General features: G+C 60.3%; 22 protein-coding genes and 2 pseudogenes. 15 read left to right on the top strand and 9 right to left on the bottom strand.

Features of this window, described 5'->3' with window-relative positions; translation table 11 throughout:
* Positions 1 to 61: 61 nt before the first annotated feature.
* From FBY12_RS23375 to FBY12_RS23385, 3 genes are all read right to left on the bottom strand, one after another.
* Complete coding sequence (locus FBY12_RS23375; protein WP_145256298.1) at positions 62 to 1075, bottom strand: GNAT family N-acetyltransferase; 1014 nt, start codon at positions 1073 to 1075, stop codon at positions 62 to 64.
* A 99-nt stretch (positions 1076 to 1174) separates the two neighbouring features.
* Entirely contained in the window at positions 1175 to 1969 is a 795-nt protein-coding gene (locus tag FBY12_RS23380; RefSeq protein WP_178111802.1) for an ABC transporter substrate-binding protein, read from the bottom strand.
* 114 nt (positions 1970 to 2083) lie between these two features.
* Positions 2084 to 2710, bottom strand: a complete 627-nt coding sequence (locus FBY12_RS23385) for a TetR/AcrR family transcriptional regulator (RefSeq protein ID WP_121731456.1) — start codon at positions 2708 to 2710, stop codon at positions 2084 to 2086.
* Positions 2711 to 2912: 202 nt separating this feature from the next.
* On the opposite strand from FBY12_RS23385, the gene FBY12_RS23390 reads away from it, so the two are divergent.
* The 9 genes and pseudogenes from FBY12_RS23390 (at position 2913) to FBY12_RS23425 (ending at position 12221) form a co-directional block, all read left to right on the top strand.
* On the top strand, positions 2913 to 4703 hold the full coding sequence (locus tag FBY12_RS23390; RefSeq protein ID WP_178111803.1) for an acyclic terpene utilization AtuA family protein: 1791 nt from the start codon (positions 2913 to 2915) through the stop codon (positions 4701 to 4703).
* 12 nt (positions 4704 to 4715) lie between these two features.
* The gene (locus FBY12_RS23395) at positions 4716 to 5600 is read left to right on the top strand and encodes an SDR family oxidoreductase (protein ID WP_145256304.1); all 885 of its coding nucleotides are present in this window, start codon (positions 4716 to 4718) and stop codon (positions 5598 to 5600) included.
* 3 nt (positions 5601 to 5603) lie between these two features.
* Positions 5604 to 7220: a geranyl-CoA carboxylase subunit beta gene (atuC, locus tag FBY12_RS23400; protein WP_145256307.1), complete on the top strand. Its 1617-nt coding sequence runs from the start codon at positions 5604 to 5606 to the stop codon at positions 7218 to 7220.
* Between the two features lie 24 nt (positions 7221 to 7244).
* Positions 7245 to 8402 carry a citronellyl-CoA dehydrogenase gene (gene atuD, locus FBY12_RS23405; RefSeq protein ID WP_145256310.1) on the top strand — a complete coding sequence of 386 codons (1158 nt, stop codon included), beginning with the start codon at positions 7245 to 7247 and terminating at the stop codon, positions 8400 to 8402.
* Positions 8399 to 9196, top strand: a complete 798-nt coding sequence (locus FBY12_RS23410; RefSeq protein WP_145256313.1) for an enoyl-CoA hydratase/isomerase family protein — start codon at positions 8399 to 8401, stop codon at positions 9194 to 9196. Before atuD ends, FBY12_RS23410 begins: the two co-directional genes overlap by 4 nt.
* A 93-nt stretch (positions 9197 to 9289) precedes the next feature.
* Positions 9290 to 10757, top strand: a pseudogene (locus FBY12_RS23415) (acetyl/propionyl/methylcrotonyl-CoA carboxylase subunit alpha); the annotation flags it as partial.
* 143 nt (positions 10758 to 10900) lie between these two features.
* Positions 10901 to 11251, top strand: a pseudogene (locus tag FBY12_RS28235) (acetyl-CoA carboxylase biotin carboxyl carrier protein subunit); the annotation flags it as partial.
* 71 nt (positions 11252 to 11322) lie between these two features.
* Complete coding sequence (locus tag FBY12_RS23420) at positions 11323 to 11874, top strand: exonuclease domain-containing protein (protein ID WP_101207004.1); 552 nt, start codon at positions 11323 to 11325, stop codon at positions 11872 to 11874.
* Positions 11875 to 11936: 62 nt separating this feature from the next.
* Positions 11937 to 12221, top strand: coding sequence for a pyrimidine/purine nucleoside phosphorylase (locus tag FBY12_RS23425; RefSeq protein WP_101207005.1), 285 nt, complete (start codon positions 11937 to 11939; stop codon positions 12219 to 12221).
* 79 nt (positions 12222 to 12300) lie between these two features.
* Here the strand turns inward: FBY12_RS23425 and FBY12_RS23430 are convergent, their stop codons facing one another.
* Both FBY12_RS23430 and FBY12_RS23435 read right to left on the bottom strand, forming a co-directional pair.
* The gene (locus FBY12_RS23430) at positions 12301 to 13107 is read right to left on the bottom strand and encodes an MOSC domain-containing protein (RefSeq protein WP_145256318.1); all 807 of its coding nucleotides are present in this window, start codon (positions 13105 to 13107) and stop codon (positions 12301 to 12303) included.
* Between the two features lie 325 nt (positions 13108 to 13432).
* Complete coding sequence (locus tag FBY12_RS23435; RefSeq protein ID WP_092279616.1) at positions 13433 to 14368, bottom strand: chemotaxis protein CheV; 936 nt, start codon at positions 14366 to 14368, stop codon at positions 13433 to 13435.
* A gap of 443 nt (positions 14369 to 14811) precedes the next feature.
* Between FBY12_RS23435 and FBY12_RS23440 the strand changes: the two genes are divergently transcribed.
* From FBY12_RS23440 to FBY12_RS23450, 3 genes are all read left to right on the top strand, one after another.
* Complete coding sequence (locus tag FBY12_RS23440; protein WP_121731463.1) at positions 14812 to 15282, top strand: hypothetical protein; 471 nt, start codon at positions 14812 to 14814, stop codon at positions 15280 to 15282.
* Between the two features lie 444 nt (positions 15283 to 15726).
* Positions 15727 to 16620: a sensor histidine kinase gene (locus tag FBY12_RS23445; RefSeq protein ID WP_121731464.1), complete on the top strand. Its 894-nt coding sequence runs from the start codon at positions 15727 to 15729 to the stop codon at positions 16618 to 16620.
* Complete coding sequence (locus FBY12_RS23450; RefSeq protein WP_109503288.1) at positions 16617 to 17276, top strand: response regulator transcription factor; 660 nt, start codon at positions 16617 to 16619, stop codon at positions 17274 to 17276. Before FBY12_RS23445 ends, FBY12_RS23450 begins: the two co-directional genes overlap by 4 nt.
* On the opposite strand, the gene yegS is transcribed toward FBY12_RS23450, so the two are convergent.
* Positions 17260 to 18177, bottom strand: a complete 918-nt coding sequence (yegS, locus tag FBY12_RS23455) for a lipid kinase YegS (protein WP_121731466.1) — start codon at positions 18175 to 18177, stop codon at positions 17260 to 17262. The genes FBY12_RS23450 and yegS overlap by 17 nt on opposite strands.
* A 233-nt stretch (positions 18178 to 18410) precedes the next feature.
* Between yegS and FBY12_RS23460 the strand changes: the two genes are divergently transcribed.
* Positions 18411 to 18680 (top strand): hypothetical protein, encoded by a 270-nt coding sequence (locus FBY12_RS23460; protein ID WP_256663349.1) that lies wholly within the window; start codon positions 18411 to 18413, stop codon positions 18678 to 18680.
* 79 nt (positions 18681 to 18759) lie between these two features.
* Here the strand turns inward: FBY12_RS23460 and glp are convergent, their stop codons facing one another.
* Positions 18760 to 19986, bottom strand: coding sequence for a gephyrin-like molybdotransferase Glp (gene glp / locus FBY12_RS23465; RefSeq protein WP_145256321.1), 1227 nt, complete (start codon positions 19984 to 19986; stop codon positions 18760 to 18762).
* The gene (gene moaB, locus FBY12_RS23470) at positions 19970 to 20509 is read right to left on the bottom strand and encodes a molybdenum cofactor biosynthesis protein B (RefSeq protein WP_092279602.1); all 540 of its coding nucleotides are present in this window, start codon (positions 20507 to 20509) and stop codon (positions 19970 to 19972) included. Before moaB ends, glp begins: the two co-directional genes overlap by 17 nt.
* A gap of 81 nt (positions 20510 to 20590) precedes the next feature.
* On the opposite strand from moaB, the gene mobA reads away from it, so the two are divergent.
* Together mobA and FBY12_RS23480 are read left to right on the top strand one after the other, a co-directional pair.
* The gene (mobA, locus tag FBY12_RS23475) at positions 20591 to 21193 is read left to right on the top strand and encodes a molybdenum cofactor guanylyltransferase MobA (RefSeq protein WP_145256324.1); all 603 of its coding nucleotides are present in this window, start codon (positions 20591 to 20593) and stop codon (positions 21191 to 21193) included.
* Between the two features lie 77 nt (positions 21194 to 21270).
* A complete protein-coding gene (locus FBY12_RS23480) occupies positions 21271 to 21492 on the top strand; it encodes a YgdI/YgdR family lipoprotein (protein WP_092279598.1) in 222 nt (73 codons plus the stop codon).
* Positions 21493 to 21571: 79 nt separating this feature from the next.
* Here FBY12_RS23480 and FBY12_RS23485 read toward each other — a convergent pair whose 3' ends face one another.
* Positions 21572 to 22462 (bottom strand): pseudouridine synthase, encoded by an 891-nt coding sequence (locus FBY12_RS23485; RefSeq protein ID WP_145256327.1) that lies wholly within the window; start codon positions 22460 to 22462, stop codon positions 21572 to 21574.
* Between the last annotated feature and the right edge of the window lie 24 nt (positions 22463 to 22486).

Genomic DNA, 22486 nt, shown 5'->3' on the forward strand with positions numbered 1-22486 from the left:
GGGAGCAAGGCTTGCCCGCGATAGCGGACTCAAGACCCCAAAGAATCTTGAGCCCTGCGCCTCACGCCAACGCGCACCGATCAAAAAACCGCTCACGCCCCAACATCATCAGCGCCGCGCGTTTGTGCGGGAAGTCGAACTCTTTCTCGCAGTGAAAACACTGGTTGTGCATGTACCCGATCATCTTCGCGTTATCGGCGCGCGGCTCGGCGACCACCCGTTGCGTGCGCGGATCGTCGAGAAACAGGTAATGCACCAGCGCCGATAACCAGCTCGCGACTTTGTGCGGGCCGCGATGCGCCTCTTCCCCCACCAGCATATGAATGCCGCGGTCGTAATCGCCGGCGTCGTAGAACGGCGCGATCCGATCTTCCTTGGCCCAATAGGCTTCAAAGTAGGCGAACGGCTGATCGTCAAAACAGCCGATCAGGGTCAGCGTGTGCGGGTCGGCGTCGAGCTTGCTCAAGTATTCGCGATGCTGTTCGAGACTGCCCTCCTCCTGCCAGAAACTGGCGACGCGCGGGCTGTTCTGCCAGCGGTTGAAGCGGTTCAGGTCATTGTCGATTTCCAGCGTCCGTAACGATACCCAGGCACCGAGCCGCGGATCAAAACGTCGATAGACTTCGCCGCGCGGTTTTGGCGCGCGCAACGGATGGCGCTTGCCGGCACTGATAACCATTTGCTGCGGATAGGTGCCGCTCAACGATTCGCCGAGCCACGGCTGCGGCAATTGCCAGAACAGCGTGCGCTCGCAGCGGTATTCGCCCGTCACTTCGGTGGCCACCAGCAAACCGCTGGACAGCGCTTCGGTCGGCACTTCATCGAGGCGCCAGGTCAAGCGCTGGCAGGCCGGATCGCGGGCGAACAGCCAATAGCAGGCCGCCCAGAACGCTTGGCTGGCCGGCAAACCAAAACGCTCATCGACCTCGATGTGCAACGCCGGCTCGCGCGACAGGCGCAGGCGAATCAGCGGTTGCCCTTCGAGGCTGAGGCTCAGGCGGGTTTCGGTTTCATCGGCTTCAAGACTGCGTCCTGACGGCAAGGCCAGGGCAGTCAGGTCATTCAGATTGGACATGGTCGGGCTCACAGTAATCGTCGACAGTTCAACGAGGTGACGTGAGCCGAGCCGGGAAATTTAAGCGAAGGGATCAGATCCGCGACCTGCGGCGGGTTTTCAGGAGTCCGGCACCGGCACCACGGCGATCCGGTACGGCTGGAAAATCTTCAGCATCTGGCCGTTGTCGCGCAAGCCCCGGAGCAATTTGCCGAACGCCTCGCCGGTGATCGGCGCAGTCGGGCGAATGATCGCGTAATGGTGATAGACCTGATCGATGCGCTGGGACACCAGCAACTGATCGGCGACTTTCTCGTTGCGCAGCAAGTAATCGCTTAAATAGGAACGCGTGACCAGCGCCACATCGGCGCGCCCGCGCAGCACCATCAACAGATTGCTGTCGTGGGAATAAGTCAGCGTGGCGTTGTAGTTTTGCGCGAGGGTTTTCGGGTCGGCGTTGAAATTGGCGAATTCGTAATGGTAGCCACTGAACAGCGCCAAACGTTTGCCCTTGAGGTCGGCAAAGTAACTCTCGCCACGTTGCGGCTCGCGTTGCGCGACGAAAATCTCGGCGTCTTCCAGGCCCATGTCGACGGTGGTGTGCGGGATGTCTTTCCAGCCCCAGTCCGGGTTCTCGAAAATCGCCATGTCGACCCGCGCCTGCTTGAAATCACCGAAGCGTCGCGGAATGGAAGTCGGCACCAGCACAAACTGATAATCGCTTTGCAGCCGATTCAGCGCTTCGACCAATTGCGGCAGCAGACCGGTGTCGGCGCCGGACTCCGGACGCACGGTGTAGGGCGGAAAATGCGCGGCACCGACCCGCACCAGTTGCCCTGCGTGAGCCGGCAACGCCCACAACACCGCAAGTGCCGCCAGCAAAAGCCGCGGCACCGTCCACATTGGCGAAGACATCAAAACAACCCACTCCCCAAAAAAGTACGCATCAATGCATTCAAACTAGGCGGTTTCGCCTACTTAGCCAGTTCCAGACGCTTATTTAGCCGGTTAATCGCCGAGACAGACGCTTCATGGCTGTTCTGCGAGCACCAGAATCAACGCCTCATCGGCCAACTGATCGAGGCTCAAATTACCGCCGGCACGAAACCAGGTGGTGGTCCAGGACAATGCGCCCGTGAGGAAACGCCGGGTGATGAACACGTCGCCGCGAATAAACCCGGCCGCTTTCGCCTCGCCCAGCACTTGCAGCCAAATCTCTTCATAGATATCGCGCAAGGCCAGCACCTGCGCCTGGCCTTCTTCGGACAACGAACGCCATTCATACACCAGCACCGCCATCGCTTCGCCGCTGCCGCCCATGATCGACTGCAATTCGCAGCGAATCAGCGCCAGCACGCGTTCGCGGACATTGTCGGACTCGGCCAGAGCGGCCTGCATCAACGCGGTGTTGTAACGGATGGTTTCTTCCATCACCGCGCGGAGGATTTCGTCCTTGCTTTTGAAGTGATGAAAAATGCTCCCCGATTGGATCCCCACCGCGCCAGCCAGATCGCGCACGGTGGTGCGTTCATAACCTTTATTGCGGAACAGGTGAGCCGCCACTTGCAGCAATTTGCCGCGAGCGCTGTCCGGGTCGGTCAATCGGCCGGCATCGACCAATTCGCGCATTACCGTCAGGGCTTTTTGCTCGTCCACCCGTTCTCTCCTACAGTCGATCAATCAAATACGCCGCTCGCCGCGAAAACAGCGGGGTTGCGCGGGCAATTTAAGCTGGCGCGGAAGACCAAGCAAGCGCTTGGGCAGAAGATATTTCAGACGTTTACAAACCAAGCGCTTGCTTGGTAGTCTCGAAACCATTGTGCCGCAGCTGATGATAAAAACTGCCAGGGAGTCGACTGTGTCAAAAACAATTCGCATCGGTTGCGCCAGCGCCTTCTGGGGCGACACCTCGACCGCCGCCGCGCAACTGGTCAACGGCGGGCAACTGGACTATCTGGTGTTCGATTACCTGGCTGAAATAACCATGTCGATCATGGCCGGCGCGCGGATGAAAGACCCGGCGGCCGGTTACGCCAGCGACTTCATCGAAGTGCTGACACCTTTATTACCGCAACTCGCCGAGCAGAAAATCCGCGTGATCAGCAATGCCGGCGGGATCAACCCGCAAGCCTGCGCCGCCGCCCTGCAAGCGGCGTGCGACAAGGCTGGCGTGGCGTTGAAGATCGCCGTGTTGCTCGGCGATGACCTGCAACCGCAGTTCAAACAGCTCGGCAGTCAAGGCATTCGCGAGATGTTCAGCGGCGCGCCGTTGCCGCCAATGTGCGTCTCGACCAACGCCTACCTCGGCGCACCGGGCATCGTCGAAGCGCTGCGTCTGGGCGCGGACATCGTGATCACCGGACGCGTGGTCGACAGCGCGGTGGTCAGCGCCGCGCTGGTGCATGAATTCGGCTGGTCGTGGCACGACTACGACAAACTCGCGCAAGCGGCGCTCGCCGGACACATCATCGAATGCGGCGCGCAGTGCACCGGCGGCAATTTCACCGATTGGCGCGACGTGCCGGATTACGAGCACATCGGTTTCCCGATTGTCGAAGTCAGCGCCGACAGCCAGTTTATTGTCAGCAAACCCGAAGGCTCGGGCGGGCTGGTCTCGCCGCTGACCGTCGGCGAGCAGATGCTCTACGAAATCGGGAACCCGCAAGCGTATCTGCTGCCGGACGTGGTCTGCGATTTCAGCCAGGTCAAACTCCAGCAACAGGGCAAAAACGCGGTGCGGGTGCACGGCGCCACAGGCTTGCCGCCGAGCGATCAATACAAGGTCAGCGCCACCTACCTCGACGGTTTTCGCTGCACCGCCAGTTGCCTGATGGCCGGAATCGATGCCGTCGACAAGGCGCGCCGGGTCAGCGAAGCAATCATCAACAAGACCTCGGAGATTTTCCGCCAGCGCGGCTGGGCGCCGTACAGCGAAGTGGACATCGAACTGCTTGGCAGCGAGGCGACTTATGGCCCGCACGGCCAGCGCTTCGACAGCCGTGAAGTGGTGATCAAACTGGCGGTGCGCCACCCGAGCAAACAGGCGCTGATCGTGTTCTCCCGGGAAATTGCCCAGGCCGCTACCGGCATGGCGCCGGGGCTGACCGGGATTGTCGGCGGCCGGCCAACGGTGTATCCGCTGATTCGGCTGTTCTCGTTCCTGATCGACAAAAGCACCTGCGCGCTGACGATTGACCTCGACGGTCAACGCCATCCCTGCGCCCTGCCCACCCTCGATGCGCTCGACCCGGCCGATTTGCCAGTGCCGCTGCAACCAGCGAAACCGAGCGGTCGCGCCGATGCCAGTGTGGCGCTGGTGAAACTCGCGGTGGCGCGCTCCGGCGACAAGGGCAACCACAGCAACATTGGCGTGATGGCGCGCGAGCCGGAGTTTCTGCCGTGGATCGCCGAAGCGCTGACCCCGGAAGTGCTGGTCGACTGGATGCGCCATGTGCTCGACCCGATCCACGGACGGGTTGAACGCTGGTATCTGCCGGGCAGCGACAGTTTGAATTTCCTCCTGGAAAACGCCCTTGGCGGTGGTGGCGTCGCCAGTTTGCGGATTGATCCGCAAGGCAAGGCGTTCGCCCAGCAACTGCTGGAGTTCCAGATTCCGGTGCCGCAAAGCATCGCCGACCAGGTCAATTAGGGGACCGCTGCCATGGCTTACGACTCGATTTTCAAAGCCGATCTGTTCGCTGGCCAAACCATTATCGTCACCGGCGGCGGCAGCGGCATCGGCCGTTGCACCGCCCACGAACTCGCGGCCCTGGGCGCCCATGTGCTGCTGGTCGGGCGCAAGCCGGAAAAACTGCAAAAAGTCGCCGCCGAAATAATTGAGGACGGCGGCAAGGCTGACTGGAAGACCTGCGACATTCGCGAGGAAGAAGCGGTCAAGCGACTGGTCAGCGAGTTGATTGGCGAACACGGACCGATCCATGGTCTGGTCAACAATGCCGGCGGCCAGTACCCCTCGCCGCTCGCCGCGATCAGTCAGAAAGGTTTCGAAACCGTGATGCGCACCAATCTGGTCGGCGGTTTCCTGATGGCCCGCGAGGTGTTCAACCAGTCGATGAGCAAACACGGCGGAAGCATCGTCAATATGCTCGCCGACATGTGGGGCGGCATGCCCGGCATGGGCCATTCCGGCGCAGCGCGTTCGGGCATGGACAACCTGACCAAGACCGCCGCATTCGAATGGGGTTACGCCGGGGTGCGGGTGAATGCGGTGGCGCCGGGCTGGATCGCGTCCAGTGGCATGGACACTTATGAAGGCGCGTTCAAAGCGGTGATCCCGACCCTGCGCGAGCATGTGCCGCTCAAGCGCATCGGCACCGAATCGGAGGTCAGCGCGGCAATTGTGTTTTTGCTCAGCCCGGCGGCGGCGTTTATCAGCGGCAGCACCTTGCGCATTGACGGCGCGGCGAGCCTCGGCGGTCGCGCGTGGCCGATTCACAAGGCGCAGAACAGCGAATCCTATAACGGCTTCCACCGCGCGTACTTACCTGACGTACTGCAGCCAGACACGCTCAAGGACAAGGAGTAAGTCATGCCGGTAATCCAATCCCAGGTCGACCCGTTCAGCGCGCAGTTCGAGCAAAACCGCGCAGCGATGTTGGTGGGCATCGAACAGGTTCGTCAGCTCGAACATAACTTGCTGAACAAGGCTGCCGAGGCTAAAGACAAATTCGACAAACGCGGGCAATTGCTGCCGCGTGACCGCCTGAATCTGCTGCTCGATCCCGGCGCGCCGTTTCTCGAACTGGCGAGTCTGGCCGGCTATAAATTGCATGACGACAAGGACGGCAGCGCGGCCGGTGGCGGCTTGATTGCCGGGATCGGCTACGTGTCCGGCGTGCGCGTACTGGTGGTGGCAAACAATAGCGCGATCAAGGGCGGGACCATTTCCCCCAGCGGTCTGAAAAAATCCCTGCGCCTGCAACAGATCGCCATGGAAAACAAACTCCCAGTCATCACCCTCGCCGAAAGCGGTGGCGCCAACCTCAATTACGCCGCCGAGATTTTCGTCGAAGGCGCGCGCAGTTTTGCCAATCAGGCGCGGATGTCGGCCATGGGGCTGCCGCAGATTACCGTGGTGCACGGCTCGGCCACGGCGGGCGGCGCCTATCAGCCGGGTTTGTCGGATTACGTGGTGGTGGTGCGCGGCAAAGCCAAGCTGTTTCTCGCCGGCCCGCCGCTGCTGAAAGCCGCTACCGGCGAGGTCGCCACCGATGAAGAATTGGGCGGCGCCGAAATGCACGCGCAAACCGCCGGCACCGCCGAATACCTCGCCGAAAACGATGCCGATGGCGTGCGTCAGGTGCGCGAAATAGTCGGCATGTTGCCGTGGAATGAGCAACTGCAATGGTTACCCGAACGCCATTGGCAGGAACCGCTCTACCCCATCGATGAGTTGCTCGGGCTGATCCCGGACGACCCGAAGAAGCCCTACGACGTGCGCGAAATCATTGCGCGGATTGCCGACGCGTCGAACTTCCTCGAATTCAAAGGCGAGTTCGATCAGCAAACCGTCTGCGGCCATTTGCACATAGAAGGTCGCGCCTGCGGTTTTATCGGCAATAACGGCCCGATCACGCCCAAGGGTGCAAGCAAGGCTGCGCAGTTTATTCAGCTGTGCGACCAGAGCCAGACGCCGCTGCTGTTTTTCCACAACACCACCGGTTTCATGGTCGGCACCGAGTCGGAACAGCAAGGTGTGATCAAACACGGCGCGAAGATGATTCAAGCGGTGGCCAATGCTCGCGTGCCCAAATTGACCATCGTCGTCGGCGGCTCGTATGGCGCCGGCAACTATGCCATGTGCGGTCGCGGCCTCGACCCGCGCTTCATTTTTGCCTGGCCCAACAGCCGCACGGCGGTCATGGGCGGCGCGCAGGCCGGCAAGGTGTTGCGAATCGTCACCGAAGCCAAGCAGCTCAAGGACGGCTTGGTGCCAGACCCGAAAATGCTCGACATGCTCGAACAGGTCACCGCGCAGAAACTCGACAGCCAGTCCACCGCGCTCTACGGCAGCGCCAATTTGTGGGACGACGGTTTGATCGATCCGCGCGATACCCGGACGTTGCTCGGTTATTTGCTGGATATCTGTCACGAAGCCGAAGTGCGACCGCTGCAAACCAACAGTTTCGGCGTCGCCCGGTTCTAGGTCGGCCCAAGGAGAACAATAAAAATGATCTTCACTCAGGAACACCAGGCCCTGCGCCGCACCGTCCGCCAATTCGTCGATCACGAGATCAATCCGCACGTCGAGGAATGGGAAAAGGCCGGACGTTTTCCGATCCACGATATCTTCCGCAAGGCTGGCGATCTCGGTTTGCTGGGGATTTCCAAACCGGAAAAATTCGGCGGCATGGGCCTCGACTACAGCTATTCAATCGTCGCCGCCGAGGAGTTCGGCACCATTCATTGCGGCGGGATTCCGATGTCGATCGGCGTGCAGACCGACATGTGCACCCCGGCACTGGCGCGGTTTGGCTCGGATGAGTTACGCGAAGAGTTTCTGCGCCCGGCGATCAGCGGTGAGCAAGTGGGTTGCATCGGCGTTTCTGAGGTCGGCGCCGGTTCCGACGTCGCCGGGCTGAAAACCACCGCGCGCAAGGACGGCGACGATTACGTGATCAACGGCAGCAAAATGTGGATCACCAACTCGCCGAGCGCCGATTTCATCTGCCTGCTGGCCAATACCTCCGAGGACAAACCGCACGTCAACAAATCACTGATCATGGTGCCGATGAACACCCCGGGCATCAGCCTCAGCGGCCATCTGGACAAGCTCGGCATGCGCAGTTCGGAAACCGCCCAGGTGTTTTTCGATGACGTGCGCGTGCCGCAACGCAACCGCATCGGCCACGAAGGCGCGGGGTTCATGATGCAAATGCTGCAGTTCCAGGAAGAACGCCTGTTCGGCGCGGCGAACATGCTCAAAGGCCTCGAATATTGCATCGACAGCACCATCGAATACTGCAAGGAACGCAAAACCTTCGGCAACGCGCTGATCGACAATCAGGTGATTCACTTCCGCCTCGCCGAACTGCAAACCGAAATCGAATGCCTGCGCGCGCTGGTCTATCAGGCCACCGAGCAATACATCAAGGGACAGGACGTCACGCGGCTGGCGTCGATGGCCAAACTCAAGGCCGGCCGACTCGGCCGCGAAGTCAGCGACAGTTGCCTGCAATATTGGGGCGGCATGGGTTTCATGTGGGACAACCCGGTGGCCCGCGCTTACCGCGATGTGCGGCTGGTGTCGATTGGCGGCGGCGCCGACGAAATCATGCTCGGGATCATCTGCAAACTCATGGGCATCCTGCCGGGGAAAAAGAAATGAGCAACCTGCCGGATTGCCAGACGCTGCTGCTCGAACTGCACAACGGCGTGCTGCACCTGACCCTCAATCGACCGCAAAGCCGCAACGCCATGAGCTTGCAGATGGTCGCCGAACTGCGCGCGGTGTTTGCCGCAGTGCGCGAAGACCGTAGCGTTCGCGCCTTGGTCATCGGCGGCGCGGGCGGGCACTTTTGCGCCGGCGCCGACATCAAGGACATGGCCAACGCCCGCGCCGAAGGGCCAGACGCTTATCGCGATTTGAACCGTGCGTTCGGTGTGCTGCTGCAAGAGGTGCAACACGCACCGCAAGTGGTGATCAGCGTGCTGCAAGGCGCGGTGCTCGGCGGCGGATTTGGCCTGGCATGTGTCAGCGATGTGGCGCTGGCCGATCATCAGGCGCAATTCGGTTTGCCGGAAACCAGCCTCGGATTACTCCCGGCGCAGATTGCACCGTTTGTGGTCCAGCGCATCGGCCTGACGCATGCGCGCCGGTTGGCGCTGACCGCGGCGCGGTTCGATGGCGTTCAGGCAAAACGCCTGGGGCTGGTGCATTTTGTCGAGCATGACCCGCAAGCGCTGGCCGAACGTCTCGAAGAGGTGTTGGCGCACGTGTTGTGCTGCGCGCCGGAGGCCAACGCGCTGACCAAAAAACTGTTGCTGGCGAGCGCCGGCGAACCGGCCGATGCGCTGCTCGATCAAGCGGCGCAGTGGTTCAGCGACGCGGTGAAGGGTGATGAAGGGGTCGAGGGAACCTTGGCGTTTGTGCAAAAACGCAAGCCGGGGTGGGCGCCTTAAAGCTTCGCGGGCACACACCCCCTGTCCCTGTAGGAGCGAGGCTTGCCCGCGAACAGGCCCTGAAATTCACCGCATAAACCAAGGGAAATCCCCATGCCCGGATTCAACAAAATCCTGATCGCCAACCGCGGTGAAATCGCCTGCCGCATCCAGCGCACCGCCCAGGCTCTGGGTTATCGCACCGTCGCCGTGTTCAGCGATGCCGACGCCGACGCGCTGCACGTGCAAATGGCCGATGAAGCAGTGAACATCGGCGCCGCTCCGGTGCAACAGTCCTACCTTAATATCCCGGCGATCATCGACGCCGCGCGCCGCAGCGGTGCCGAGGCAATTCACCCCGGTTATGGCTTCCTTTCCGAAAATGCCGGGTTCGCCCGCGCCTGTCAGCAGGCCGGCCTGATTTTTATCGGCCCCAGCCCGCAAGCGATCGAATTGATGGGCAGCAAACGTCTGTCGAAACTCGCCATGCTCGACGCTGGCGTGCCTTGCATCAAAGGCTATCAGGGCGCCGAGCAGGACGACGCGACCCTCAGCCGCGAAGCCGAAAGCATCGGTTATCCGCTGATGATCAAGGCCAGTGCCGGCGGCGGCGGACGCGGCATGCGCCTGGTGCACGAGGCCGGCGAATTGCTCGAACAACTGCGCACCGCGCGCTCGGAAGCCCTGAACGGTTTTGGCAGCGCTGAACTGATTCTCGAACAAGCGCTGATCGATCCGCGCCACGTTGAAGTCCAGGTCTTCGGCGACCAGCACGGCAACCTCATTTACCTCGGCGAACGCGACTGTTCGATCCAGCGCCGCCACCAGAAAGTCATCGAGGAAGCGCCGTGTCCGGTGATGACCGCGGAACTGCGCCAAGCCATGGGCGAAGCGGCGCTCAAGGCCGGACGCGCGGTGAATTACGTCGGCGCCGGCACCGTCGAATTCCTCCTCGATGCGCGCGGGCAATTCTACTTTCTGGAAATGAACACACGCCTGCAAGTGGAGCACCCGGTGACCGAACTGATCACCGGTCTCGACCTCGTGGCGTGGCAGTTGCACGTCGCCGAAGGTTTACCCTTGCCGCTGAGTCAGGAGCAGGTGCAACTGACTGGACATGCGATCGAAGTGCGTTTGTATGCCGAAGACCCGGCCCAGGGTTTCCTTCCGCAAACCGGGCAGATAAATGCCTGGGAACCGGCACTGCAAAGCGGCGTGCGGATCGACCATGGTTTGCTCGAAGGCCAGCAGGTCAGCGCTTTTTATGATCCGCTGCTCGGCAAACTGATCGCCCATGGCGCGACCCGCGAGGAAGCCCGGCGCAAGTTGTTGCGCGCGGTGCAGGACAGCGTTTTGCTCGGCGTGCAAAGCAATCAGCGACTGCTCACCAGCCTGCTGCAACACCCGCAATTCATCAGCGGCGAATTCAGCACCGGGTTTATCCCCACACACTTCGCCGAGCACCCTTGCCTGCATCCGCATGCTGCCAGCGCCGAAGAATTGGCTCTCGCCACGGCGCTGCTGTATCAGGCCGGCGCGCAACAGCACCCTGCCCCGCGCGCCGGTTGGCGCAACAACGCCAGCGTGCCGTTGCACTACCGCCTCGGCGCCGACGAGCAAAATTGGACGGTGGAATTGACCGCCGTCGCCGGCGAGCCGTATCGCTTGCAGATCGGCGAACGCGCAGTTGACGTGCAGCTCGTAGATATCGATGGCCGCTGGGCCACCGTCGAGATCGATGGCATCCGCCGGCGTCATGCCTATCGTCTCGATGGCCGACAAGTGTGGCTGTTCACCCGCCCCGGCAGTCTGCGCCTGGAAGATCGCACGCAATTGCCGGTCAGCAGTCAGGCCAGCGTCAGCTCCGGCACGCTGAAGGCACCGATGGACGGGGCGATTGTCGATGTATTGGTCAGCGAGGGCAGCACGGTCAGCAAAGGCCAGCTGCTGGTGGTGCTGGAGGCCATGAAAATGGAGCATCCGCTGAAATCCGGCATCGACGGCGTGCTCAAACGCTTGCAGGTACGGGTCGGCGATCAGGTTAAAAATCGGCAGATTTTGCTGGAGGTCGAATAACGCGCTAGGCGGATGCGTCGGGTTTGGCTACGCTCAAGCCCAATCAAGACGCGGATACCAGGAACCCTGTAATGCCTCACTGGTTGGTCATTGATCTGGAAGCCACCACCGATGAGGGCGGCTGGCCAGTCACAGAGATGGAAATCATTGAAATCGGTGCCACGCTGGTGGACCGCAAGGGGCGCGAACTGGACCAATTCCAGCGCTTTGTGCGCCCGACGCGGCGACCGTTGCTGACGCCGTTTTGTCGGGAACTGACGCATATCACCCAAGCCAATATCGACAGCGCGCAGCCGCTGACCGAAGTCTGGGCGGCGTTCGAGCGCTGGCTCGGCCAGCATCATCCACGCGTGGAAGGCTGGGCCAGTTGGGGTGATTACGATCGGCAACAACTGGTTCAGGAATGGCAACGCCTGCAACTCTCGAGTTTTTTGAGCCAGGTGCCGCACATGAACCTCAAGCAGCGTTTCGCCAAGGCGCGGCGCCTGGACCGGCCGCTGGGGCTTAATGGCGCACTGCAACTGGCGGGCATGCAGTTCACCGGGCAGCAGCATCGGGCACTCGAAGATGCGCGCAATACCGCGCGATTATTGCCGCTGGTTCTGCCGCTTCAGGAAAGGTGACGAGGCACGGGGCCTTGTGCATACTGGCCGGCCCCTTTTAAGCCCTTTTCGAGGAATCGCCCATGTTTAAAGTCAACGAGTACTTCGACGGCACCGTCAAGTCGATCGCCTTTGGCACCGCTGAAGGTCCGGCGACCATCGGCGTCATGGCCCCGGGCGAATACGAATTCGGCACTGCCCAACGCGAAATCATGCACGTCGTCACCGGCGCCCTGAGCGTGAAACTGCCGGACAGCACCGACTGGGAAACCTTCGCCGCTGGCAGCCAGTTCAATGTGCCGGCCAACAGCAAGTTCCAATTGAAAGTCGCGGTCGACACCGCTTACCTGTGCGAATACCGCGGCTGAACCCACGGGTTTCACAGCGACAAAAAAAATGCCCGTGTCCTTGGACACGGGCATTTTCTATTCCGGGGCAGTGATTGGTTTATTCGAGAATGGTCACCGGCATGCCGACTTCCAGGCGACCGTTGCCGTCATTGACCAGGTTCTGCCCGAACATCGCGCCGTCGGCCTGAGCCCGGTGCTTTTGCAGCGTCGCCAACGGCTCGCGATCGGTGCTGCGTTCGCCGGTCTGCGGATCAATCGTGGTCAGGATGCAGCGCGAACATGGCTTGACTACGCGGAATTCGACATCGCCGATACGAATGCGCTTCCAGCCGTCCTCGGCGAAAGCATCGCTGCCCTCGATCACCAGGTTGGGCCGAAAACGCAACATTTCCAGCGGCCGCCCGACCTTGCTCGACAAGTCTTGCAGCGACGCCTGGCCAATCAGCAACAACGGAAAACCATCAGCGAACGCCACTTGGTCATCGTCTCTGCCGTAACCGGACTGGGTGGTGCGCGCGCGATCCAGCGGAATCTGCACCAGCCGCGTCGGTTTGCCGATGAATTCGCTGACCCAGGCACCGGCCTCGTCACCGGCATCCGGCACGCGCAGGGTGTCTTTGAAGATGGTGATGCCGCGCAGTTCCGCGTCGGCGGTCGGCAGGCCAATGTTGATCGTTGAATGCCCCGGCGCGTTGAGGGTCAGGCCGCCGTCGGCATTCCACAGCGCCGACAACTGACTCATCTGCCCGACCGTGCGCTGGGTCAGAAACCGCCCGCTGGCCTCGTCTACCAGCATCCAGCGTCGATCACCGTCCAGACCTAGCTTATCGAGGCCGATCTGTTGCAGGGCCTCAGCCTTGGCGGATTTCAACGGATAACGGTAAAGCGCGCTCAGACGCAGCATGGCCAGCTCTCAGGTGATCAAAACGCCACCCTATACGAGCTTCATCACTGAATCAAAGACTGAAAATCCCACACAAGAAAAAACCTTTGCAGGAGTGAGCCTGCTCGCGAAGACGTCGGGACATTCAAAACTGATGCTGAATGTAATAACGCTATCGCGAGCAGGCTCGCTCCTACAGGGAATCAGTTTCAATCCGGCATTTGTGAGCGCCACCAACCTTTGTAGGAGTAAGCCTGCTCGCGAAGACGTCGGGACATTCAACATTGATGCTGAATGTAATAACGCTATCGCGAGCAGGCTCGCTCCTACAGGGCCTGTATTTTTCTCAGGCGGGCACTTCGTCGAGCATCAGGCGCTGGCGCACCACGTCGACGAGTTTGTCCGGCTGGAATTTGGAGAGGAAGTTGTCGCAGCCGACCTTCTTCACCATCGAGTCGTTGAAGCTGCCGGACAGCGACGTGTGCAACACCACATAGAGGCCGCGCAAACGCGGGTCGTTGCGGATTTCCGTGGTCAGGCGATAACCGTCCATCTCCGGCATTTCCGCGTCAGTGAAGATCATCAGCAACTTGTCCGTCATGACCACGCCGGTATCTGCCCAGGCCTTGAGCATGTTCAGCGCTTTCAGACCGTCGCTGGCGATGTGCATTTTTACCCCCAACTGGCCGAGGGTGTCGCGCAATTGCGAGAGCGCCACGTTGGAGTCGTCGACCAGCAGCACTTCACGACCGCGCGCGCGTTCCAGCACCGGGTCATCGAGTTTTTCCTTCGACACCTTGGCGTTGTACGGGACGATTTCGGCGAGGACTTTTTCGACGTCGATGATTTCCACCAACTGTTCATCGACCTTACTGATAGCGGTCAGGTAATGCTGGCGGCCGGCGCTGGTCGGCGGCGGCAGGATCGCTTCCCAGTTCATGTTGACGATGCGGTCGACGCCGCCGACCAGAAACGCCTGCACCGAACGGTTGTACTCGGTGACGATGATGGTGCTGGTGGGACTCGGCACCAGCGGACGCATGCCAATCGCCTGCGACAGGTCAATCACCGGCAGCGTCTGCCCACGCAGATTGACCACGCCGCAGACGAACGGGTGACGCTGCGGCATCAGGGTCAGCTTGGGCAGTTGTAATACTTCCTGAACCTTGAACACGTTGATCGCGAACAATTGCCGTCCGGCCAAACGGAACATGAGAATTTCCAGGCGATTCTCACCCACCAGTTGCGTGCGTTGGTCTACCGTGTCGAGAATGCCGGCCATCAATGACTCCTGGGCTTGTTCGAATGAATTCACTAAAGAGGGTTATCGGCTGTTATTGCCGGAGCTTGACCCTCTGACAAAATGCCATGCGCGTGTATTGATGTCACATTAACATCATGGTTTACTGGCGCCGCAATTTCATCTGCCTCATCCCCTCCCCGGCGCGACCACGGTTTGCACGTTGAGTTCCCCTGTGTAAGGGATTCCCCTAGAAACGATCAGGCCCAACCTGATATTCGCAATATCCAATAGCCATTAATGTGACGCCATTCTCATTGCATGAACGGAGTCAGGCTTTTGTGTGCGATCGCAGTTCAGTGGCCCTCCACGCTTTCGAATTCTCCGGAACACGTAACCGCGTGCCGAATTTCGCTTGCGCGACAGCGGGCGATCATCGCCACACACGACATTCCCTCATCTGACATGACGTGGTGGAGCTAAGCATGCCTTACGACCCTAAAGAAGGCGCTCAACGCGTTTGCGATTTTCTCGTCGAGGCTGGAATGCTGCTGGCCAAGTCCGAAGAATGCTTCAGTCATTTGCAACTGATCAGCAACGACGCGGACGCCATCGACTGCATGCTCAGCACCCTGCTGAAACTGGCGAACAAGGCTGATGCGTTAGGGCTGCAAGCAATCTCCGAGTTTTCGCTGCACATTCATGGTTTGCTCAACCATGCCCAACAGCACACCGCCCTGCATCAACATGCCCTTGAGGCATTGAAAGACTGCTTGACGCTGCTGGCCTGGCAACTCGAACTGGTCGATCCCGTCACCGGCCAGTTGAGCCTCGATGACAGCGAACAAACCGCGCTGATCGAAGCCTTCGCCTATCAGGTCGGACAACGGCGCTTTCAAGCACAGGCACACGCCAAACCGCTGACCCTCGTGGCCTACTCCGGGCGCCAAGCCTGATTGAGCGAACTTGAAGCATTTGGCGCAATTTCATTCTCGCCAACCACTCAGCACACATTTTATTTGTAGGAGCTGTCCGTCAGACCTCAGGTAATACCTGATTGCCTTACATTTGATGGCAACCGTCATCTCTTCGCTTAAACAAAACCCAACTTATCCAATATGGAACTAACGTCCAACTCAGCGGCATTTTTGACTGTTTGGACATATATGCCAACCGCGACCAACGGTATGTTAAGTGGTAGTATGCCGGCGATTAGTTGACTTCAATTAATGGCACATTGACTCCTGACTGGCGCAGTCCGCAGGTTTCCCGGACGGCATCCCGCCCGGCGTTTTTGCCCATTGAAGTCTGCGATTTATTCCGATCGTTTTTCCCACAGGGGCCCGTCAGCCAGCATTGACCGGTCTGCCCGCAGCGAACATTCATTGGCTCCATCCGCTATGTACGCCAGCCTCAAGTCAATCACCACGTGGCCACCCTCCCGCGAAAACGCGCGACGGTTCACGCTCTTGCTGTGTGCCGCTTCGGCGCTCGGCAGCTTGCTGGTTTATGGACTTTCGACGCACTTGCCCCTGCCATTGTTGTTGCTCAACTTCGCAGCGTTGACGTGCGTCTGGGTTGGCCATCGTATATCGCGCAAGTCCATCAAGTTTCAGCCGCAGGAATTGGCCGACAAACTGCTGCAAGTCCAGGAAAACGAGCGCCATCGACTCAGTCGCGAACTGCACGACGATATCGGCCAGTTGCTGACGGCGGCAAAACTGCAAAGTGAATGGCTCAAACGGCGCATGCCCGAAGACTTGCAAGGGCAATGTTCGCTACTTTGCGAAACCCTTGAAGAAACCCTGACCAAGGTCCGCGACGTTTCCGCCATCCTCAATCCACGGCAACTGGCCAGCCTCGGTCTGGAAGCCAGCCTTCGCGCGCATCTGCTCAGGACGCTGGCCAACACGTCGGTGCACTGGAGCCTGGAATGCCACCAGCGGCTGACCGGTCTTCCGGAAGAAATGGCCGTGACCGCGTTCCGGATTACTCAGGAAGCGGTGACCAACATACTGCGCCACGCCGAGGCGAAAAATTTGCTGGTGCGTGTGCAACGCTTGCCCAAGGGCCTGACGCTGCTGATCAGCGATGATGGACAAGGCTTTGCGCCAGCGGCCAACCCCGGGCGCGAGGGGCAGCGTGGAATGGCCGGGATGTCGGAACGGATCGATCAGTTGGGCGGGACGTTGACCGTGACCAGCGAGCCGGGCAAAGGCACCCAAATCGAAGCACTTCTGCCCTGGGCGCCGCGCGCGCTCGAGCGGGCCAGTACGAATAAGGTTATGCGTTGACTTGTAACTTACTTCTGGTTGATGACCATTCGCTGATTCGGGCCGGCGTGCGCGCCCTGGTCCTGGATATTCCCGGTTACGCCGTCGTCGGCGAGGCCAATGACGGCTCGCAACTGCTGGAGATGGTCGAACAGCTGTCGCCGGACATTGTCTTGCTGGATATTTCCATGAAGGAAACCGGCGGCCTCGAAGCCTTGCAGCGGCTGAAACTGGTTCGCCCGCAAAGCAAAGTGCTGATCCTCTCGATGCACACCGATCCGAGCCTGATCATGCAGGCGCTGGAGTCGGGCGCGCACGGTTATTTGCTCAAGGACACCACCGCCACCGAGCTCGAACATGCGCTGGAAGCCTTGCGCAATGACGAGCGCTACCTGAGCCCGGCGATCGCCCACACGGTGATCAATCAGGCATTGACGCGCAATCAGAAGCACCAGCCAGCCGTGCCGGACATGCACAATCTGACGGCACGCCAACTGGAAATCCTTCGCCTGATCGTGCGCGGCAAGTCCACGCGCGAGATCGCCAACGGCTTGGGCCTGAGCATCAAAACCGTCGAGACTCACCGCTCGCAGATCATGAAACGCTTGCAGATCTACGACGTGGCGGGCCTCGTGCTGTTCGCGGTGCGCGAGCAGATCATCAGTCTGGACGACTGACCTGAGTCGATGAGCTGAGCAAAGGCGAATTCGCCGGCAGATGCACGCGCAACGCCGACGGACGTGCCTCGAAACGCAAATTCTCGCCTTCCAGTGGTTCGCCATCGAGGTTGATGTGCAGGCCTTCCGCGACTTTGATCTCGACCCACGGCAAGCGCGCCCGCACGAACATATTGTCGATACCAAAACCCTCCGCCAGCAGGTTGCGCAACGTGCCGACGATTTCCTGCGGCGCGGGCAGAATACTGATGTCCAGCAGGCCGTCATCGACTACAGCCTCAGGGCACAACACACGGCCGCCACCGGCCTGACGACCATTGCCGATCCCTAACGCTAGCAACTCGCCACTCCAGTGGAAGTCCGGGCCCTGCAATTCGCCATAGGCCGCGTGCAACTCGCTGAAACGCGATAGGCCGGTGAACAGGTACGCGGCGCCACCGAGGATCTTTTTCAGGTCCTCCGAGGTATTGGCCGTGACATTACTGCCAAAACCGCCGGTGGCCATGTTGAGGAACACCTGACCGTCGACGGTGCCCAGATCGATCGCGCTCGGCGGGCTGTCCAAGAGCGCCAGGGCTTCGGCCGGCTCCAGCGAAATCCCGGCAGCGCGGGCAAAGTCATTGGCCGTGCCCAGCGGCAGCAGCACCAGACTGGCCTCGCTGGAATGCGCCGCCAACGCTTCGGCGATATCGCGCAGCGTGCCGTCGCCACCACCGGCGATGACCTGCGTGTACCCGGCCGCCAGCGCTTCGTCCACCAGGCGCGCGGCATCACCGCCCTCCCAGGTCAGCCGCACGGCCAAGTCCCAGCCTTCTTCGCGCTTGGCTACAACCGCCGCGCGCACATCCTCGTTGAGTGCCTGCTTGCCATGCAGAATCAACAGCGCCTTGCGCTCACCCATTGCCATCACTCCCATGATTGGAATCCGTATGAAATATATTGACCTCTGCGCCAGGCAAAAAAGTCGGCATAACTTGAATTAATTCAGCGGCGCGGCATGGCGGGTCCTACAAGGCGGTATTTTTTCCTACAAAACCTGACGAATTGGCCTAATTGACCGACCTCGGTGATTGGTACACCTTGGGCGCCAGAAGTCACAGTCAACACAAAACAAACCACAAGGATGTGCAGCCAATGAGTACCACTGTTTTAAGAAACCAGCAGTCTGAGTTCAACAACAGCAATGCAAAACCCAACGGAGCAGCTGATATGGAACCGCGCGTAGTGGAACTGGAGACACACCTCAAGTACATCCGCAGAGATATGGAAGAAGTGCGCGGTGACGTCAAATCGATCAAACACCGACTGGCTTACTCGGCGGGCGCTATCGCGGTCATGCTCGGGCTTGTGGGGTGGATCGCCAACAGCCGGTTCGATCACTTGTTGACACTTCTTGCCAACTGATCGGCAGAAGTAACGGGATTAAGTGGCGGGCTTGAGTGACGCAAGGCCCGGCGGCTAACCGGACCCGCGTCGACATGCATCAGGCCAGCACTTCACTCAATGGAATGAAGTTGACCCAGTCACCTTCAACCAGCGTGCGGTCCTCCAGCACTTCAACCAGGCCCTCGGCCCACGCTGCGCTGCGCAGGACGCCGGAGCTCTGATTGCGATAGATGATTGCCCGTCCGTTTTCGAGGCGACCGCGCAGGTATTCCCTGCGATTGCCCGCCTTGGGCCAGACGAACCCTGCAGGCACCTGAAATTTCAGCGGCTCGACGTCTGCCACGCCCTGACGGCGCAACAGATAAGGCCGGGCCAGCAACGCAAAGGTTACGAGGGTCGATGCCGGATTGCCCGGCAAACCAATCACTGGCACGCCACGGAAATGTCCGAACGTCAGCGGTTTGCCGGGTTTGATCGCGAGCTTCCACAAGGTCAGTTCGCCCTCCTCGCGCAAGGCAATACCGAGGAAATCGGCTTCACCCACCGAGACACCACCGGTGGACAGAATCAGGTCGACATCCGCCAGCTCACCCAGACGCTGGCGAGTAATCTCCAAATCATCCACGAGGATGCCGGCATCAATCACTTCACAGCCCAGACGCTGCAACCAACTGCACAGCAACACACGATTGCTGTTGTAGATTTGTCCGGGGCCCAAGGCCTGGCCGGGCTCGACCAGCTCATCACCGGTCGACAGCACCGCAACACGGACCTTGCGCACCACCTCCAGCTCGGCGCATCCCAGGGATGCCGCCAAGCCTTGCTCGATCGGTCCGAGACGCGTGCCGGCGGACAAGACCAATTCGCCGACCGTGGTCTCCTGACCTCGCGGACGAATGTTCTGGCCGGGGGACATGGCTTCGGTGAAGCGCACGCGCTCATCCGCGAGCACCTCGGCGTTTTCCTGCATCTCGACGCAGTCGGCACCGGCGGGCACGGGAGCGCCGGTGAAGATTCGGGCACAGGTGCCGGGTTGCAGCGGTTGCGGCGCCTGACCGGCAAAAATCCGCTGGCTGACCACCAGCGGTTCGCCGACCCAGTCAGCCGTGCGCAGAGCGTAACCGTCCATGGCGCTGTTGGGCCATGGCGGCAGGTCCAGCGACGAGATCAGATCGTCCGCCAGCACCCGCCCTTCAACCTGCGCCAACGGCAGGCGTTCACGCTCGCGAATCGGCGCTGCCTCAGCCATTTCCAGCAACCGCGCCAACGCCACCTCGACCGGCAGCAAACTGCCGGTTTTGCCCGCCTTACCCGCGGGATTCACAGGGAGCCGCCTGTTTCAGATGAGGGACAAAATTGCACGGCCGGTGCCGCGAATCGAGTTGTTCGGCAAGAATGCCATCCCAACCGGTACGCACCGCATTGGTCGAACCCGGCAGGCAGCAGACCAGCGTGCCGTTGGCCAGACCGGCCAATGCGCGCGATTGCACGGTCGACGTGCCGATGTCGGCCACGGAGATCTGCCGGAACAATTCGCCAAAACCATCGACCTGTTTATCCAGCAGGCAGCTCACCGCTTCCGGTGTGCTATCGCGACCGGTGAATCCGGTGCCGCCAGTGATCAGCACGACTTGCACCACGTCGTCGGCAATCCAGGTCGCGACTTGCGCGCGGATTTTGTACAGGTCATCTTTGAGCAACACCCGCGCCGCCAAGTTGTGTCCGGCCGCGCTCAGGCGGTCAACGAAGACCTGGCCCGAGGTGTCGGTTTCCAGGGTACGGGTGTCACTGACAGTCAGCACCGCGATGTTCAGCGGCGCGAAAGGTACATCAGCCTTGGCTTTCATAGGCTCGTCCAGTTGTAGGGGAAACAGCCCGGTGTTATATCACAGCGCCCGGTTTTTTCGCCGCCCCCAAGGAGAGCTGTCATGACTTCGAATTCACCCCTGCCGCCCTGCTCGATTCTGCTGCTGGCGGGCGGGCGCGGCCAGCGCATGGGAGGTCAGGACAAGGGGCTGATCGAATGGCATGGCGAACCGCTGATTGCGCACCTGCAACGCAAGACCCGTGCGCTGAGTGACGACCTGATCATATCCTGTAATCGCAACCAGGAAAAATACGCGCCGTATGCCGATCAACTGGTTGGCGATGACCTGGCTGATTTCCCTGGCCCGCTGGCCGGTATTCGTGCCGGTTTGAAAGCCGCGCGGCATGCTCATTTGCTGGTACTGCCCTGCGATGTGCCGCGGATCGATGCCGCGCTGCTGCACGGCATGCGTGAAAACGCCGCAGCACATCCGGACAACCCGTTGATGTTGCGCCACGGCGACCATTGGGAACCGCTGCTTTGCATTATTCCAGTGGCCCTGGCGCCGGCATTCGAAAAAGCCTGGAACGAGGGTGAACGCAGTCCCGGCAGAATCATGCGGCAACTGGGCGCCACAGCCCTGCAATGCCCGGACAATGACCCTCGCCTGGCCAACCTGAACACACCAGACCTGTTAAGTGCACACAACACTGTGTCAGACTGACACGAGAAGGAACTTGCGTGCGTTGCATACGTCTACAAGCTCAGTAATCAAAAGTATTCATTTTCGGAGACACACTCATGACTCAACGGACCCTCGCCACTTTCATGCTCGCACTGGGCCTCGCTACCCTCGCTGGTTGCGCATCGCCAACCGTGCTTACCCTGAATGATGGTCGTGAAATCCAGGCCGTCGACCAGCCGAAATACGACGAAGAGTCGGGCTTCTACGAGTTCGAACAGTTGGACGGCAAGCAAACTCGCATCAATAAGGATCAGGTTCGTACCGTTAAAGAGCTGTAATCTTTGCGGCGACAACCCGATACGAAAAAGCCCGCTGAATGCGGGCTTTTTCATGCCTGAAAGAAAGTATCGGCAGCTATCACCACTGCAAGGTGATGGCGCTCTCGAAACTGCGTTGCTCACCGGTGACCGGATCAACGAAACGCAATCCCTGAGCCAACAGTTTCAAAGGATTGGCATAGTCATCCTCGACATCCTTGAGCACCTGCGGATAAAACGGGTCATTGCAAATGCTCGCGCCCAGCGCGGTCATGTGCACCCGCAACTGATGCTTCTTGCCGGTCACCGGGTACAAACCGTAGCGCCAGAGTTCGCCGTTTTTCTCCCTGACCTCGACCGCCGTCTCGGTGTTGCTTACGCCCGGACCTTCCTGCATGCGGAAGAACGGCTCGCCATCGACCAGCCGACTCTTGTGGATCAACGGAAACGACAATTCGGGCAATGCCGGAGCAATCGCCTCGTAGCGCTTTTCGATTTGTCTGGTAGGAAACAGTGATTGGTACGCCGAACGGGTCTGAGGATTGGCAGAAAACAACACCAGCCCCGCTGTATGGCGGTCGATGCGATGCAATGGCACCAAATGCGGGTTATGCAACCGATGGATCAAGCGCCGCAGCAAGGTCTGCTCGACGTATTCGCCCGCAGGCGTCACTGGCAGAAAATGCGGTTTATCCGCGACCACCAAGTGCTCATCGGCGTAAAGAATCGTCTCGACCACCGGAATCGGTTTTTCATCCGGCACTTCACGGAAGTAGTGAATGCGCAGGCCTTCCTTGTAGGGCAGATCCAGCGCAATCGGCAGCCCTTGTCCGTCGAGGACCCGTCCGCGCGCAATGCGATCCAGCCATTGATCGCGACCGATGGCGCGGAAGTGCTCGCACAGGCAATCGAGCACGGTCAGCCACGGGCCCGGTGGCAAATAGAGGGTGCTGGCCTGGCTGTGCGCCGCGGAAAAAGATGTAGTGGACATTCGAACGCTCTAACCCTCGATACA

This window comes from Pseudomonas sp. SJZ131 (genome assembly GCF_007828705.1).
GTDB lineage: Bacteria > Pseudomonadota > Gammaproteobacteria > Pseudomonadales > Pseudomonadaceae > Aquipseudomonas > Aquipseudomonas prosekii.